Source organism: Microbacterium sp. ARD31 (assembly GCF_031844425.1).
The window spans coordinates 24,113-39,839 of the sequence record NZ_JAUZVE010000030.1; the positions used below are offsets into that span (position 1 = coordinate 24,113).

16 protein-coding genes are annotated in these 15,727 nt (G+C 70.1%); all 16 read left to right on the top strand.

The window, feature by feature from the left end:
• The first annotated feature begins 85 nt into the window (after positions 1–85).
• The 16 genes from dapA (at position 86) to Q9S36_RS37100 (ending at position 15,727) form a co-directional block, all read left to right on the top strand.
• Entirely contained in the window at positions 86–1,063 is a 978-nt protein-coding gene (gene dapA, locus Q9S36_RS37025; RefSeq protein WP_311289767.1) for a 4-hydroxy-tetrahydrodipicolinate synthase, read from the top strand.
• Positions 1,060–2,736, top strand: coding sequence for a ribonuclease J (locus Q9S36_RS37030; RefSeq protein WP_311289769.1), 1,677 nt, complete (start codon positions 1,060–1,062; stop codon positions 2,734–2,736). Before dapA ends, Q9S36_RS37030 begins: the two co-directional genes overlap by 4 nt.
• 21 nt (positions 2,737–2,757) lie before the next feature.
• Positions 2,758–3,249 (top strand): GNAT family N-acetyltransferase, encoded by a 492-nt coding sequence (locus Q9S36_RS37035; protein WP_311289770.1) that lies wholly within the window; start codon positions 2,758–2,760, stop codon positions 3,247–3,249.
• Positions 3,250–3,317: 68 nt separating this feature from the next.
• Positions 3,318–6,014 carry a DNA translocase FtsK gene (locus Q9S36_RS37040; protein WP_311289771.1) on the top strand — a complete coding sequence of 899 codons (2,697 nt, stop codon included), beginning with the start codon at positions 3,318–3,320 and terminating at the stop codon, positions 6,012–6,014.
• 33 nt (positions 6,015–6,047) lie between these two features.
• A complete protein-coding gene (gene pgsA, locus Q9S36_RS37045) occupies positions 6,048–6,614 on the top strand; it encodes a CDP-diacylglycerol--glycerol-3-phosphate 3-phosphatidyltransferase (protein ID WP_217531379.1) in 567 nt (188 codons plus the stop codon).
• A complete protein-coding gene (locus Q9S36_RS37050; RefSeq protein WP_311289773.1) occupies positions 6,614–7,150 on the top strand; it encodes a CinA family protein in 537 nt (178 codons plus the stop codon). The genes pgsA and Q9S36_RS37050 overlap by 1 nt, the downstream gene beginning before the upstream one ends.
• 149 nt (positions 7,151–7,299) lie before the next feature.
• Entirely contained in the window at positions 7,300–7,620 is a 321-nt protein-coding gene (locus Q9S36_RS37055) for a helix-turn-helix domain-containing protein (RefSeq protein ID WP_064003188.1), read from the top strand.
• A 7-nt stretch (positions 7,621–7,627) separates the two neighbouring features.
• Positions 7,628–7,849, top strand: coding sequence for a DUF3046 domain-containing protein (locus tag Q9S36_RS37060; protein ID WP_311289774.1), 222 nt, complete (start codon positions 7,628–7,630; stop codon positions 7,847–7,849).
• Positions 7,850–8,075: 226 nt separating this feature from the next.
• Positions 8,076–9,134, top strand: a complete 1,059-nt coding sequence (gene recA, locus Q9S36_RS37065; RefSeq protein WP_253034316.1) for a recombinase RecA — start codon at positions 8,076–8,078, stop codon at positions 9,132–9,134.
• Positions 9,135–9,136: 2 nt separating this feature from the next.
• Positions 9,137–9,844 (top strand): regulatory protein RecX, encoded by a 708-nt coding sequence (locus tag Q9S36_RS37070; RefSeq protein ID WP_311289775.1) that lies wholly within the window; start codon positions 9,137–9,139, stop codon positions 9,842–9,844.
• Positions 9,845–9,927: 83 nt separating this feature from the next.
• Entirely contained in the window at positions 9,928–10,848 is a 921-nt protein-coding gene (locus tag Q9S36_RS37075) for an ABC transporter ATP-binding protein (RefSeq protein ID WP_311289776.1), read from the top strand.
• Positions 10,845–11,723 carry an ABC transporter permease gene (locus tag Q9S36_RS37080; protein WP_311289777.1) on the top strand — a complete coding sequence of 293 codons (879 nt, stop codon included), beginning with the start codon at positions 10,845–10,847 and terminating at the stop codon, positions 11,721–11,723. The genes Q9S36_RS37075 and Q9S36_RS37080 overlap by 4 nt, the downstream gene beginning before the upstream one ends.
• Positions 11,724–11,771: 48 nt before the next feature.
• The gene (miaB, locus tag Q9S36_RS37085; protein WP_311289778.1) at positions 11,772–13,328 is read left to right on the top strand and encodes a tRNA (N6-isopentenyl adenosine(37)-C2)-methylthiotransferase MiaB; all 1,557 of its coding nucleotides are present in this window, start codon (positions 11,772–11,774) and stop codon (positions 13,326–13,328) included.
• 4 nt (positions 13,329–13,332) lie between these two features.
• On the top strand, positions 13,333–14,253 hold the full coding sequence (gene miaA, locus Q9S36_RS37090) for a tRNA (adenosine(37)-N6)-dimethylallyltransferase MiaA (RefSeq protein WP_311289779.1): 921 nt from the start codon (positions 13,333–13,335) through the stop codon (positions 14,251–14,253).
• Between the two features lie 51 nt (positions 14,254–14,304).
• Positions 14,305–15,156, top strand: coding sequence for an alpha/beta hydrolase (locus Q9S36_RS37095; protein ID WP_311289780.1), 852 nt, complete (start codon positions 14,305–14,307; stop codon positions 15,154–15,156).
• Positions 15,149–15,727: a WHG domain-containing protein gene (locus tag Q9S36_RS37100; protein ID WP_311289781.1), complete on the top strand. Its 579-nt coding sequence runs from the start codon at positions 15,149–15,151 to the stop codon at positions 15,725–15,727. Before Q9S36_RS37095 ends, Q9S36_RS37100 begins: the two co-directional genes overlap by 8 nt.

Below are 15,727 nucleotides of genomic sequence, written 5' to 3' on the forward strand. Positions count from 1 at the left end.
TCGAGTAGACACCCATCCCGCGGATCGTCCATCTGTCACCACCACCCCGCACGACCGACGGACCCCGACCGGTACCCTGGGAACCATGACGCACTCCGCCAATCCGTTCGGTCAGGTGCTCGTCGCGCTCGTCACTCCGATGACGGCCGACGGCGAGGTCGATTGGCCCGCGGTCGAGAAGCACATCGACGACGTCATCACCGGCGGCGCCGACGGCATCGTCGTGACCGGCACGACCGGTGAGACCAGCACGCTGACGGATGCCGAGAAGCTGAAGCTCGTCGAGGTCGGCAAGTCCGTCTCCTCGGGTCGCGCCAAGATCATCACGGGCGGCGGCTCCAACGAGACCGCTCACGCGATCGAGCTCTACAAGGCGAGCGAGAAGGCCGGCGCGGACGGCATCATGATCGTCACGCCGTACTACAACAAGCCCACCCAGGCCGGCATCCTGACGCATTTCCGCCTCGTCGCCGACGCGACGGACCTGCCCGTCATCCTCTACGACATCCCCGGGCGCACGGGTGTGCCGATCACCTACGAGACGATCCTGCGCCTCGCCAAGCACCCGAACATCCTCGCGGTGAAGGACGCCAAGGGCGACTTCAGCGAGGTCAGCCGTGTCCTCAACCAGACGGACCTGCTCTACTTCTCCGGCGACGACGCCAACGTCCTGCCGCACCTCTCGATCGGCGCCGCCGGCCTCATCGGCGTCACGGCGAACATCACGTCCGCTCCCTACCGGGTGATCGTGGATGCCGTGAACCGGGGCGACCTGAAGACCGCGACCGCCGCGCACCAGAAGCTCGAACCCCTCGTCCGCGCCGTGATGACCCACGTCCCGGGCACCGTGAGTGCGAAGTACATCCTCCACGGACTCGGCCGCATCTCCAGCCCGCGCGTGCGTCTGCCGCTCGTCGGGCCGGAGGAGTGGGAAGCCGCCCTCATCGAGGACGAGCTCGCCCTCGTCGCGGATGTCGACGGTGCCGACTTCTCCAACTTCCGACCTGACCGCAATGCCGCCGCCGGCGGCGCCCTCCCGAAGGTGCATGGAACAACTCGATGACCACTCCCGTCTCCGCCCCTGAAGCACTCGCGCCCGGCACGCTGCGGGTGACCCCCGTCGGCGGACTCGGTGAGGTCGGCCGCAACATGACGGTCTTCGAGTTCGACGGCAAGCTGCTCATCGTCGACTGCGGCGTGCTCTTCCCCGAGGAGCACCAGCCCGGCGTCGACCTGATCCTGCCCGACTTCGAGGCGATCCGCGGCAGGCTCGACGACATCGTCGGCGTCGTCCTCACGCACGGTCACGAGGATCACATCGGTGCGGTGCCCTACCTCCTCAGGCGCAAGGGCGACATCCCCCTCATCGGGTCGCAGCTGACCCTCGCGCTCGTCGAGGCGAAGCTCAAGGAGCACCGGATCAAGCCGTACACGCTCACGGTGAAGGAGGGGCAGCGCGAGCAGGTGGGGCCCTTCGACCTCGAGTTCGTCGCGGTCAACCACTCCATCCCGGATGCGCTGGCAGTCGGCATCCGCACCCCCGCGGGTCTCGTCCTCGCGACGGGCGACTTCAAGATGGACCAGCTGCCGCTCGACGGTCGCCTCACGGACCTCCGCGCGTTCGCCCGTCTCGGCGAGGAGGGGGTCGACCTCTTCCTCGTCGACTCCACGAACGCCGACGTCCCCGGCTTCACCCCGCTCGAGCGCGCCATCGGGCCGGTGCTCGATCAGGTGATCGGCAAGGCGCCGCGCCGCGTCATCGTCGCGAGCTTCTCGAGCCACGTCCACCGCGTCCAGCAGGTCATCGACGCCGCCGCCGCGCACGGCCGGCGGGTCGCGTTCCTCGGCCGGTCGATGGTCCGCAACATGACGATCGCCGAGCAGCTCGGCTACCTCCACGTCCCCGACGGCGTGCTGATCGACTACAAGAAGGCCAAGGACCTCCCCGACGACCGCATCGTCTACATGTCGACGGGTTCGCAGGGCGAGCCGATGGCCGTGCTGTCGCGGATGGCGAACCTCGACCACGCGATCGAGCCGGGCGAGGGCGACACGGTCATCCTCGCCTCGAGTCTCATCCCCGGCAACGAGAACGCCGTGTACCGCGTGATCGACGGGTTGACCAAGCTCGGCGCGAACGTCGTGCACAAGGCGAACGCGAAGGTCCACGTCTCGGGTCACGCCGCCGCCGGTGAGCTCCTCTACTGCTACAACATCCTGAAGCCGAAGAACGTCCTGCCCGTGCACGGCGAGTACCGCCACCTGATGGCCAACGCCAAGCTCGCGCAGGACAGCGGCATCCCCGCCGAGAACACGATCCTCGCCGAGAACGGCACCGTCATCGACCTGAAGGACGGGGTGGCTCGTGTCGTGGGTCAGCTCGACCTCGGCTTCGTGTACGTCGACGGGTCGTCCGTCGGCGAGATCACGGACGCCGACCTGAAGGATCGTCGCATCCTGGGCGAGGAGGGGTTCATCTCCGTCATCGTCGTGGTGGATGCCGCGACCGGCCGTATCGTCACGGGTCCCGAGATCCACGCGCGCGGTGTCGCGGAGGACGATGCGGTGTTCGACTCCGTGAAGCCGAAGATCGCCCAGGCGCTCACCGACGCCGCCCAGTCGGGTGTCCGCGACCAGCACGCCCTGCAGCAGGTCGTGCGCCGCACGATCGGGCGCTGGGTCAACCAGTCGCTGCGTCGCCGGCCGATGATCGTCCCCATGGTGATCGAAGCCTGACGAGGCCGCTACCATTCGGGCATGCCCGAGTCGTGGTCGCTGCGCCCGGCCGTTCAGGCGGACGGGGTGTTCCTCGGCGACATGGTCGTCGAGGCCGCCAACTGGCGGCCCGGTGCGGCGCGCCCGCGACACGAGATCCTGTCGCATCCCGACTACAGCAGGTACCTGTCGGGGTGGATGCGGCCCGGTGACGTCGGGTTCGTCGCCGTCGCCGGCGCGGAACAGATCGGGGCCGCGTGGTACCGGACGATGCCGCCGAACGATCCCGGCTTCGGGTACGTCGGCACGGGGGTGCCCGAGCTCATCATCGGGGTGAAACCGCTGTGGCGTTTGCACGGCGTCGGGCGTGCGCTCCTGCGGCGACTGTGCGACGAGGCCCGTGCCGAGGGCCGCGCGCGCATCTGCCTGTCCGTCGAGCGGGGGAACTTCGCCCAGGTCCTCTACCGGGGCGAGGGGTTCGCGGTCACGCGCAGCGGGTTCGGCCGCGACACGATGGTCATGCGCCTCGGCTGACCGCGGATACCGGCGAGGGGTCGCGTCAATCCGGGCACATGTCGGTCCTCGCGCCTACCGTGGAAGGTATGCCCAGGAGCAGCAGTCCGGCCAGCAAACCCCGCGCCTCCGCGTCGGGCTCCTCGGCGCGCGCGAAGAAAGCCGAGCCCGCGCCTCGTCGAAAGGCCGAACCGGCCCCGAAGCGGTACGTCGACGACGTCGAGCGTCCCCCGGTCCTGGTCCGCGCCTGGCTGGGGCTCGCGCACGTGGCGGGCGGCATGTTCCGCGCCTTCGGCTCCGAATCGCTCGAGAAGGACCAGCGGCGCGACGGGTTCCCGTTCCTCCTCGTCCTCATGGCGATCGCCGGCGCCGTCGTCGAGTGGTTCCTCATCGGCACCGAGGTCGGCACCAACATCAGCGCCTACACCGTGGGTGCGCTCATCGGGCGCGAGGCGTTCGTCTTCCCCGTCATCCTGCTCCTGCTCGCGGGGTGGCTCTTCCGGCATCCGCCCTCCGTCCACGACAATGGCCGGATCGGCATCGGTGCGGGCCTGTTCATCCTCGCGGTCGCCGGATTCTGCCACGTCGTCGCGGACCGACCGCAGCCGAGCGAGGGCCTCGCCGCACTGAGCGCCGCGGGCGGCCTCTTCGGGTGGGCCATCGGCGAGCCGTTGACGGTGCTCTCCGAGATCGGGGCCGGCATCGTGCTGGGCCTGCTCGCGTTCCTCAGCGTCCTCATCCTCACCAAGACACCGCCGAACCGCATCGGGCGGCGCCTCGGCGACCTGTACGCCTGGATGTTCGGCGCCGAGCGCTCCGAGGCCGACGACGCGCCGTCCCAGGGTCGGACCGGACCGACGGTCGTCTTCGACGCACCCGAGGACGAGGGCGAGTCGCTGCCCTGGTGGCGGCGCAACAAGTCCGGCCGCGAAGAGGACGCCGACGGCGGACTGGGCGCCGACGACCTGACGGCGCTCCTCGAGGCCAGCGGCGACGGCAGCTTCGACAACCCGGTGACGACGCCGACGCCCGAGGTGATGCCGGATGCCGTGACGGAGATCATCGCGCCCGCCGCGCCTCGCACGCCGGGCCGCAAACGCGAGGCCGCGGCCGGGGACGTGCCGCCCGTCCCGCCGCTGCCAGACTTCGTGGCCGCGAACCTCGACTCCGTCGACCCGGATGCCGCGGACTACCGGCTGCCGTCCGCCGACGCGCTCGCCGCCGGCACGCCGCACAAGGCGCGCTCCGAGGCGAACGACGAGATGGTCCGCGCCATCATGGGCGTCTTCGAGCAGTTCTCCATCGACGCGAAGGTGACCGGCTTCTCGCGCGGACCGACCGTGACCCAGTACGAAATCGCTCTGGGGTCCGGGGTCAAGGTCGAGCGCATCACCGCGCTCACCAACAACATCGCCTACGCCGTCGCCTCCAACGAGGTCCGCATCCTCGCCCCGATCCCGGGCAAGAGCGCGATCGGTGTCGAGATCCCCAACACCGACCGCGAGATCGTCACGCTCGGCGACGTCCTGCGCTCGCCCAACGCGCAGCAGGCGACGCATCCCATGACGATCGGCATCGGGAAGGACGTCGGCGGCGGCTACGTGGTCGCCAACCTCGCCAAGATGCCCCACCTCCTGGTCGCGGGCTCGACCGGTTCGGGCAAGTCGAGCTTCGTGAACTCGATGATCACGAGCCTGCTGATGCGCGCGAAGCCGTCGGACGTCCGCATGGTGCTCATCGACCCCAAGCGGGTGGAGCTCACCTCGTACGCCGGCGTGCCGCACCTCATCACGCCCATCATCACGAACCCCAAGAAAGCGGCCGAAGCGCTGCAGTGGGTCGTGAAGGAGATGGACATGCGGTACGACGACCTCGCGTCGTTCGGATTCCGCCACATCGACGACTTCAACCGTGCCGTCGTGGCCGGCGAGATCCAGCTCCCCGCCGGCAGCGAGCGCGTCCTGAAGCCCTATCCCTACCTGCTGGTCGTGGTCGACGAGCTCGCGGACCTCATGATGGTCGCCCCCCGCGACGTCGAGGACTCGATCGTCCGCATCACGCAGTTGGCCCGTGCCTCCGGCATCCATCTCGTCCTTGCGACGCAGCGGCCGTCGGTCGACGTCGTGACGGGTCTGATCAAGGCGAACGTTCCGTCCCGACTCGCCTTCGCCGTGACGAGCGTCACCGACTCGCGCGTCATCCTCGACCAGCCCGGCGCCGACCGCCTCATCGGACAGGGCGACGGCCTCTTCCTCCCGATGGGGGCCTCGAAGGCCGTGCGCGTCCAGGGCGCGTGGGTCGCCGAGAAGGAGATCGAGAAGGTCGTCGCGCACGTCAAGAACCAGGCGCGTCCCGAGTACCGCAAGGACGTCGAGGCGATCGTCGAGAAGAAGGAGATCGACGCCGACATCGGTGACGACCTCGAGCTGCTCCTCGCCGCCGCCGAGCAGATCATCACGACCCAGTTCGGGTCGACGTCGATGCTGCAGCGCAAGCTCCGGGTCGGCTTCGCGAAGGCGGGTCGCCTCATGGACCTCCTCGAGGCGCGCGAGATCGTCGGTCCCTCCGAGGGTTCCAAGGCCCGCGACGTGCTCGTCACCCCCGACGAGCTGCCCGCCGTCCTCGCCCGCCTCCGCGGCGAGGAGCCTCCGGCGGACGCGACGCCCGTGTCGACTCCTGCGGCCGACCCGTACGGGCCCGACGCGGTGACGCAGCAGTTCGAGGGCTACGAGGTCGTCGAGTCCGAGGGCGATGAGGATGCCTGGGGTCTCACGGGCCGCGACTGAGGTCGGGTGTCCGCGGCTCGATAGGCTCGGACCGTGACGATCCCGCGGCAGCTCCCGAACGCCATCACGATCCTGCGCATCCTGTGCGCGCCGGTTTTCGTCTGGATGCTCCTCGCCGACGGCGGCTCGGACGGCCCGCTCCGGTGGTGGGCGGCGGTGCTGTTCATCGTCGCGATCGCGACGGACGGCATCGACGGGTATCTCGCCCGCAAGCACGACATCGTGACGGACCTCGGCAAGCTGCTCGATCCGATCGCCGACAAGGTGCTGACCGGCGCCGCCTTCGTGTCGCTGTCCATCCTCGGGGAACTGCCCGTCTGGGTCGTCGTCCTCGTCCTCGTGCGCGAACTCGGGATCACGGTGCACCGCCTCGTCGTGGCCACCGACCACGTGGTGGCGGCCGCCTGGATGGGCAAGCTGAAGACGGTCGCGCAGGCCGTCGCCCTCTCGCTCGCCCTCCTACCGCTCTGGACGGTCGTGGGGGAGTGGATCCACGTCGTCAACACGATCACGATGAGCGTGGCCGTCGTCCTGACCGTCGCCAGCGGGATCGACTACGTCGTCACCGCGCTCCGCTCCCGCACCTCGAGGAAGCCATGATGCGCCGGACGCCCAGCGAACTCCCCGAGGAGCTCGAGCAGACCGCGGTCGCCAGCGGACCCCGCTCCGAGTCCGAGCGGCTCGTCGAGCGACTGAAGGAACTGGGGTGGACCCTCGGTGTCGCGGAGTCGCTCACGGGCGGCCTCGTCGCGGCATCCGTCGTCTCGGTGTCGGGTGCGTCGGCCGTCTTCCGCGGCGGCGTCGTCGCCTACGCCACCGATCTGAAGGAGCGGCTCCTCGGGGTCGACGCGACCCTCCTCGAGGCCCACGGTCCCGTGCATCCGCGGGTGGCGCGCCAGATGGCGGACGGCGTCCGCCGCGCCGTCGGCGGCGCCGAGCCCGCCGACGTCGGCATCGCCACGACGGGGATCGCCGGCCCGGTGTCGTCGGACGGGCAGCCGGTGGGAACGGTGCACATCGCCGTCTCCACGCCCCTCGGATCGCGGGTCGAGTCGCTCCTGTTGGAGGGCGACCGGGACGAGATCCGCACGGCTGCGGCAGCCCGTGCGATCGCGCTCGCCGTCGACGCTCTGTGAGGCGGGAATAGCGCTTGTTCCGTGCACGTTACGTCTCGGTGATTCCCATCCATTCCCCAGCGCTCGGGGTCTAGGGTGACATCGAACGTGTTGTACCGTGGTTCCCCCGCAAGGGATTCGGTGGATCGCAGCAGAGGGAGGGCCCACGCATGATCCTGGTTCGTCAAGAGATCGGTGACGTCCTCCGCGACTTCCGTCTGCAGAAGGGTCACACCCTCCGCCAGGTGTCCGGCAAGGCCAGTGTGGCCCTCGGCTACCTGAGCGAAGTCGAGCGCGGGCAGAAGGAGGCGTCGAGCGAGATCCTCGCCGCCGTCGCCGAGGCACTGGATGTGCCGATCTCCGCCATCATGCGCGAGGTGGGCGAGCGCATCTCCGTGCTGGAGGGCCTGCACTCGCTGAGCGACGTCGTCCCGGACGACCTCGCGTCGCTGGGAGAGGACGTCCCCGCTCCCGAGCTGTCGCTGCGCTGACCGCTCGATGCGTCACAGCGAGTTCGATCGCGCCGTCTCGGACGAGTTCGGTGCCGGGGGGTCCGCCCTCGTCTCGGATCTGGTGCTCTCCGCCGTGGGTAACAAGACCGCGCGCGAAGCGCTGGACGCCGGCGTCTCGCCTCGCGAGGTCTGGTACGCGCTCTGCGCGGAGACCGACGTCCCCGTCGCCCGCCGACACGGGGCAGGACGGCTCGATCCCCGCCGCTGACCGGCGTGTCGTATCGAAGATGCGTTCGATACGGGCGTAGTCTCCTTCACAGCGGGTGTCGTAGAGACGTCATCCACGGAAGCAGGCGCCGGCAGATGGATGTCGGAGGGTCCTCCTAACGTGAACGACGTCAGATGACACCCCCGCCCTGTCGCAGAATCCGAACCGTCGGTGACGATCGCGACAGCCTACGGGCGACGGAACCGCGAGCACGAAGGAGCACGACATGCCATCACCTGCCGACCGCGAGAAGGCCCTCGAATCGGCCCTCGCCCAGATCGATCGCCAGTTCGGCAAAGGATCGATCATGCGACTGGGCAGCGACGAGCGCGCTCCCGTCGAGGTCATCCCGACCGGTTCCATCGCGCTCGACGTCGCGCTCGGCATCGGCGGCATCCCCCGCGGCCGTGTCGTGGAGATCTACGGTCCGGAGTCCTCGGGTAAGACGACGCTGACGCTGCACGCGATCGCGAACACGCAGCGCGCCGGTGGCATCGCCGCCTTCATCGATGCCGAGCACGCCCTCGACCCCGCCTACGCCGAGAAGCTGGGCGTCGACATCGACGCCCTGCTCGTCTCGCAGCCCGACACGGGCGAGCAGGCGCTCGAGATCGCCGACATGCTGATCCGCTCCGGCGCCATCGACCTCGTCGTCATCGACTCCGTCGCCGCGCTCGTCCCCGAGGCCGAGATCAAGGGTGAGATGGGTGACTCCCACGTGGGTCTCCAGGCGCGCCTCATGTCGCAGGCCCTCCGCAAGATCACGGGTGGTCTGAACCAGACGAAGACGACCGCGATCTTCATCAACCAGCTCCGCGAGAAGATCGGTGTGTTCTTCGGTTCGCCCGAGACCACCGCCGGCGGTAAGGCGCTCAAGTTCTACGCGTCCGTCCGCCTCGACATCCGTCGCATCGAGACGCTGAAGGACGGCTCTGAGGCCGTGGGCAACCGCACACGTGTGAAGGTCGTCAAGAACAAGATGGCGCCTCCCTTCAAGCAGGCGGAGTTCGACATCCTCTACGGTGTCGGGATCTCCCGCGAGGGCAGCCTCATCGACTTCGGCGTCGAGCACGGCATCGTCAAGAAGTCGGGTGCGTGGTACACGTACGAGGGCGAGCAGCTCGGTCAGGGCAAGGAGAACTCCCGCAACTTCCTGCTGAAGAACACCGATGTGGCAGCCGAGATCGAGACCAAGATCAAGCAGAAGCTCGGCATCGGTCAGCCCAAGCAAGCTGAAGCGGATGCCGCGACGCCCGACGAGCTGGCGGCTCGCCGCCCGGCCTGATCATGACGGACCGGAACGGGGGCGAGCGCGACTCGCTCGCCCCCGTCATCCCCCTCTTCGGACAGCGGGTCGAGCGCTCATCCGTATCCTCCGGCGATACCGAGGCCCAGCCGTGGCATGCGACATGGATCGGCGAGCGATCGGAATCGGAGCGGGCCGCGCGTGCCGCCCATCCCGCGACGGGGACTCTTCCCGTGGTCGTCCCCGCCGAGGAGGATGAGGCCGCTGCGGCGGCGGAGCGGACGCTGCTGCGGAAACTCCGCACGCGGTCGCTGTCCGTCCGGGAGGCGCGATCGGCTCTCGGAGAGCACGACCTCGACGAGGCTGCATCCGAGGGCATCATCGACAGGTTCCTCTCGTTGGGGTACCTCGACGACGCCGCCCTGGCGGAGCAGCTGATCGACAAGGCGACCTCCCGCAAGGCGCAGGGTCGTCAGGCCATCGCGCAGACGCTCTCGCAGCGAGGAATCCCGCGAGAGGTCGTCGACGAGGCGCTTGCGCAGCTTCCCGACGATGAGGCGGAGCGCGCGCTCGAGTTCGCCCGCGCCAAGGCGCGCGGACTGGTGGGTGTGGAGCGGGATGCCGCGCTGCGGCGGTTGGCGGGTCAGCTCGCCCGACGGGGGTACGGCGCCGTCGCGCTGTCGGTGGCGCGTCAGGCGCTCGACGAGCTCAGCGCGCCTCCACGGAGCGGGGTTCGTTTCGAGCCGTGACTCCCGTGTCGACGGTGTCGTTGTGCGGCCTCGTCTGACAGACTCGGCCCCACGTGCGCATCGCACGACGGAGAGGGCGTGCAGTGGCGATCGAGGTCGAGGGACTCGTCAAGTCGTACCGGGCGGTGCGGGCGGTGGACGGGATCTCGCTGACCGTCCCCGACGGGCAGCTCTTCGCCTTCCTCGGCGCCAACGGCGCGGGCAAGTCGACGACGATCGGATGCCTCACGACGCTGCTCCGGGCCGACGCGGGTCGCGTGCGGGTGGCCGGCCGGGACCTGGCGGCCGACGGTGAGGCGGTGCGCTCCGAGATCGGCGTCGTCTTCCAACGCTCGCTCCTCGACGACGGCCTCACGGTGCGGGAGAACCTCGCCCTGCGAGCGACCCTGTCGGGCGTGTCCCGGCGGCGCTTCGGTGTGCGTCTGTCCGAACTGTCCGAGCTGATCGAGCTCGAGGACGTCCTCGGGCGCCCGTACGGACGGCTGTCCGGCGGTCAGCGCCGCCGCGCGGACATCGCGCGCGCCCTCCTTCATGAGCCGGCGATCCTCTTCCTCGACGAACCGACGGCGGGCCTCGACCCCGCCAGCCGCGTCGCTGTCTGGGCCGCGATCGGCAGACTCCGCCGCGAGCGGGGACTCACCGTGTTCCTCACGACCCATTACATGGAGGAGACCGAGGAAGCCGATCAGGTCAGCATCATCGACGCGGGCCGCATCGTGGCCGAGGGGACGCCGACCGAGTTGCGCGCCCGGTTCAGCCGCAGCATCCTCACTGTGACGGCCGACGACCCCGCGGCCGTGCTCGCCCATCCCGATGTCGATCCCGCGACGGTCGAACGTGACGGCGAGGTGCTGGTCGTCCCCGTGGCGGGCGCGGACCAGGCGCGCCGCATCCTCGCCGTCCTGGGCGACGGCGTGCGCGACTTCGAGTTCCGGCACGGGCGCATGGACGACGTGTTCCTCGCGCTCACGGGCCGACGGGACGAAGCGGAGGAGGCGGCGTGAGGATCGTCGCGGCCATCGTGCGCCGCAACCTCACCCTCTTCTTCCGCGACCGCCTCAACGTCTTCTTCTCGCTGCTGAGCGGTCTCATCCTCTTCCTCCTGTACACGCTCTTCCTCGCGCGCCTGCAGGTCGACGGGCTCGAGCAGTCCCTGCCTCGCGCGAGCCGCGGCGAGATCGAGGCGTTCGTCGACAGTTGGATGCTGTCGGGCATCGTCCTGCTCACGACGGTCACCTCGGGCATCGGCGCCGTCTCGGTGTTCGTGGACGATCGGGCGACGGGGCGGTTCGGCGATTTCCTGGTCGCCCCGATCCGGCGAACGCACCTCGTGCTCGGCTACCTCATCTCCTCGGTCACCGTCGCCGTGCTCATGTCGGGGATCATCTTCGTCCTCACCGTCTTGCACCTCGGTCTCGTCCGCGGCGCGTGGCTGCCGCCGGAGCAGATCGCCGCTGCCCTCGGGGCGATGCTCCTGTGCTGCGCGGCGTTCACGACTCTCGGGTGCTTCGGAGCGTCGTTCCTCACGACGACCGGGGCCTACTCCGCGTTCTCCACCGTCGTGGGCACCGTGCTGGGGTTCGTCGCGGGCTCGTACATCCCGGTCGGCTCGCTGCCCGAGACCGTGGCCGACGTCATCAACGCGCTGCCGTTCGCGCAGGGGGCGATGCTGCTGCGGCGCCCCTTCACCGAGGGCACGCTCCAGGCGGTGACGGGTGGCGACACGAAGGCCGTCGCCGACTTGTCGGAGTTCTACGGCATCGACATCGCCGTCGGGGCCGCGACGGTGCCCGCGTGGGCGGCCGTCACGATCCTGCTGGCTGTGGCGGTCGTCTTCAGCGCCATCTCGGCGGGCCGCATCCGTTCGCTCCTGCGCTGAGCGGCGCCGCCTCCGGTACCGCGACGCGGCTCGTAGAATGGCCTGATCATGACCAGCCCTTCCGCTGCCCCCACCCTTATCGCCCCGTCCGCCGCCGCGCTCGCCGCCGACGGCCGGCCGCGCACCTACGAGGTGCGGACGTTCGGGTGCCAGATGAACGTCCACGACTCCGAGCGGCTTTCGGGTTCGCTCGAGTCGGCCGGGTACGTGCGCGCCGATGCGGGGACCGAGGCCGATGTCGTCGTGATCAACACGTGCGCGGTGCGCGACAACGCGGCGGGCAAGCTGTACGGCACGCTCGGTCACCTCAAGAGCCGCAAGGACAAGCACGACGGCATGCAGATCGCCGTCGGCGGGTGCCTGGCCCAGATGGACAAGGATGCCGTCCAGCAGAAGGCCCCGTGGGTCGACGTGGTCTTCGGTACCCACAACATGGGGTCGCTTCCGAGCCTCCTCGAGCGTGCCCGCCACAACGGCGAGGCGGAGCTCGAGATCCTGGAGTCTCTCGAGGTGTTCCCCTCGACCCTCCCCACCAAGCGCGACTCCGCGCACAGCGGCTGGGTCTCCATCTCGGTCGGCTGCAACAACACGTGCACGTTCTGCATCGTCCCGAGCCTGCGCGGCAAGGAGAAGGATCGTCGCCCCGGCGACATCCTGAACGAGATCCGGCTGCTCGTCGAGGACGGCGCGATCGAGGTCACCCTGCTCGGTCAGAACGTCAACAGCTACGGCGTCGAGTTCGGCGACCGGCAGGCCTTCAGCAAGCTCCTCCGCGCCGCCGGCGAGATCCCCGGTCTCGAGCGGGTGCGCTTCACGAGCCCGCACCCGGCCGCCTTCACCGACGACGTGATCGACGCGATGGCAGAGACCCCCGCGGTCATGCCGCAGCTGCACATGCCTCTGCAGTCGGGATCGGACCGCATCCTCAAGGCGATGCGTCGTTCGTACCGCAGCGAGCGGTTCCTCGGCATCCTCGACCGTGTGCGCGAGAAGATGCCGCACGCCGCGATCTCGACGGACATCATCGTCGGGTTCCCCGGCGAGACCGACGAGGACTTCGAGGACACGATGCGTGTCGTCGAGCAGGCGCGGTTCGCCGGCGCGTTCACCTTCCAGTACTCGATCCGCGAGGGCACGCCCGCGGCGACCATGCCCGACCAGGTGCCGAAGGAGGTCGTGCAGGAGCGTTACAACCGCCTCGTCGCCCTGCAGGAGCGGATCTCGCTCGAGGAGAACCAGGCCCAGCTCGGTCGCACGGTCGAGGTGCTCGTGTCCACCGGGGAGGGGAAGAAGGATGCCGCGACCCGCCGCCTGACCGGTCGCGCCGAGGACAACCGCCTCGTGCACTTCGAGGTTCCCGACGGATCGCCGACGCCGCGCCCCGGCGACGTCGTCACGACGGTGATCACCCACGCCGCTCCGTTCCACCTGCTCGCCGACAGCCCGGACGGCGCGCCGCTGCGCATCCGCCGCACGCGGGCCGGCGACGCGTGGGACCGCGCGCAGGCGGACTCCTGCGGCGTGCCCGTCCCGGCGGGGGAGGCAGGGCCCCGCGCCGTGTCGCTCGGTCTGCCGGCGCTGCGCACCGCGACGCCCGGGCTCTGATCCCGTGGGCGCGGCGCGCCTGTGGGCGATCGTCGGCGCGACCGGCACCGGCAAGACCGCGCTGTCGCTGGAGATCGCCGAGGAGCTGATCCGTCGCGGTCGGCCGGCCGAGATCGTGAACGCCGACGCCATGCAGCTCTACCGCGGCATGGACATCGGGACGGCCAAACTGCCCGAGGCGGAGCGTCGCGGCATCCCGCATCACCTCTTCGACGAGTTCGACGTGACCGAGGATGTCGCCGTCGCGGTCTACCAGGAGCGCGCGCGGGCGGCGATCCGCGGGATCTTCGACCGCGGCGGCGACGCGATCCTCGTCGGCGGGTCTGGCCTCTACGTCTCGAGTGTCGTCTTCGACTTCCGGTTCCCGCCGCGCGATCCCGCCCTGCGTGCCCGTCTCGAGGCGGACCTCGACGCGCACGGCGCCGAGGCGCTCCTCGCCCGCATCCGGGAGGTGGATCCGGATGCCGCCGGCCGTCTCGATCCGCGCAACGGCAGGCGCGTCGTCCGCGCCCTCGAGGTGCTCCTGCAGGGCGCCGACACGCACGGCGCCGCGCTGCCGGACGCGCCCGTGCTGTGGCATCCCGACACGACGATCGTGGGCGTAAACCTCGAGCGCGAGGAGCTCGTGCAGCGACTCGACGAGCGGGTGCGCGGGATGTGGCGGGACGGCCTGATCGCCGAGGTCGAGACGTTGCGGGCGCAGCGGCTCGAGTCGGGCCCGACCGCGCCCCGCGCAATCGGCTACGCGCAGGCCCTCGCGCAGCTCGCGGGTCAGATGACCGAGGGCGAGGCGATCGCCGAAACCCAAGCGCTGACGCGGCGGTACGCCCGCCGTCAGGTGTCGTGGTTCCGCCGGTACCCCGGGATCCGGTGGGTGGATGCCGGGACCCCCGGCGCCCGACTGGTCGACGAGTTGACAAGCTAAAGCTAATAGCCGTAGCCTGAACGCATCGCAGCCGATGCGGAAAGGACGACGATGCAGGAGAAGCTGGAGATCGACGGCGGAGAGCTCGCCGTCGACGTGGTCGGGCGAGGTCCGTTGGTCGTCCTCGCGCACGGGATGGGCGACTCGCGGCGCTCCTACCGTTTCGTCGTGCCGAGGCTCGTCGAGGCGGGGTTCCGCGTGGCGAACGTCGACATCCGCGGCTGCGGGGAATCGAGCCCCACGTGGACGGCATACGGTCGCGGCGACATCGCCGAGGACCTCCTCACGGTCATCCGTCACCTCGGCGGCCCCGCGGTCATCATCGGCCAGTCGATCAGCGGGGGAGCGGCGACGATCGCCGCCGCGCGCGCCCCGCAGGACGTCGCCGGTGTCATCGAGCTCGCCCCCTTCACGCGTGCGCAGCGATTCGATCTGCGGGGCATGATCCGGAGTCCGCGCCATCGGCGGGGGATGACGCATCTCGCGAGCATGATGCTCCGCGGCAGCGTGCCCGCCTGGCTCCGCTACCTCGACCTCGCCGTCCCGGACAAGCCCGTCGACTGGGCGGACGAACGAGCGCACATCGCTCGCCACCTCGCCGATCGGGAGCGCATGGCCGCGCTCCGGGCGATGGGGCGGACCAGCCCGGCGGACGCGGGGGAGCAGCTTCCCCGCGTGACGGTGCCCGTTCTCGTGGTGATGGGGTCCGCCGACCCGGACTGGGCGGACCCGCGTGTCGAGGGCGAGGGCATCGTCGCCGCGCTCCCGCCCGGTGTCGGTCGTCTCTCGGTCATCGACGGGGCCGGGCACTATCCGCACGTCGAACGTCCCGACGAGGTGATCGAGCTGGTACTGCCGTTCCTCCGCTCGCTCCTTCCGGCCGGGGAGGCGGCGGATGCCTAGGGCGGGCCTCGACGTCGACGCCGTCACCCGCGCCGCGGCCGAGCTGATCGACGAGCAGGGGCTCCCGGCCTTGACGATGACGGCGTTGGCCGAGCGTGTCGGTGTCCGGCCGCCGTCGCTCTACAAGCACGTCTCCGGCGGGCTCCCCGAGCTCGGCCATCGCGTGGCGACCCTGGCGGCGCAGGAGCTCGCGGCGCTGTTCCGCGACGCTCGGTCCGCACAGGGCGGGGAGCCGTCGCTCGCCGATGTCGCCGCGGCGTTCCGGCGCTACGTCTCGGACCATCCCGGTCGGTACGCGGCGGCCACCGCAGCCGAACCGAAAGGCGATGACGACCCGCTCGCCCACGCGCTCAGCGACAGCCTCGACGCGCTCGGCGGAGTACTCGACCGGTACGGTCTGCCGCGGACGGAGCACGTCCACGCCATCCGCATGCTGCGCAGCATCCTCCACGGCTTCGCCGTCCTGGACGCCGCGCACGGCTTCCGGATCGACGTCGATGTCGAGGCGAGCGTCGCCTGGTCGCTCGAACTGATGGACGCCGGCCTCCGGGTCGCGCGCCCCTCGCGGTGA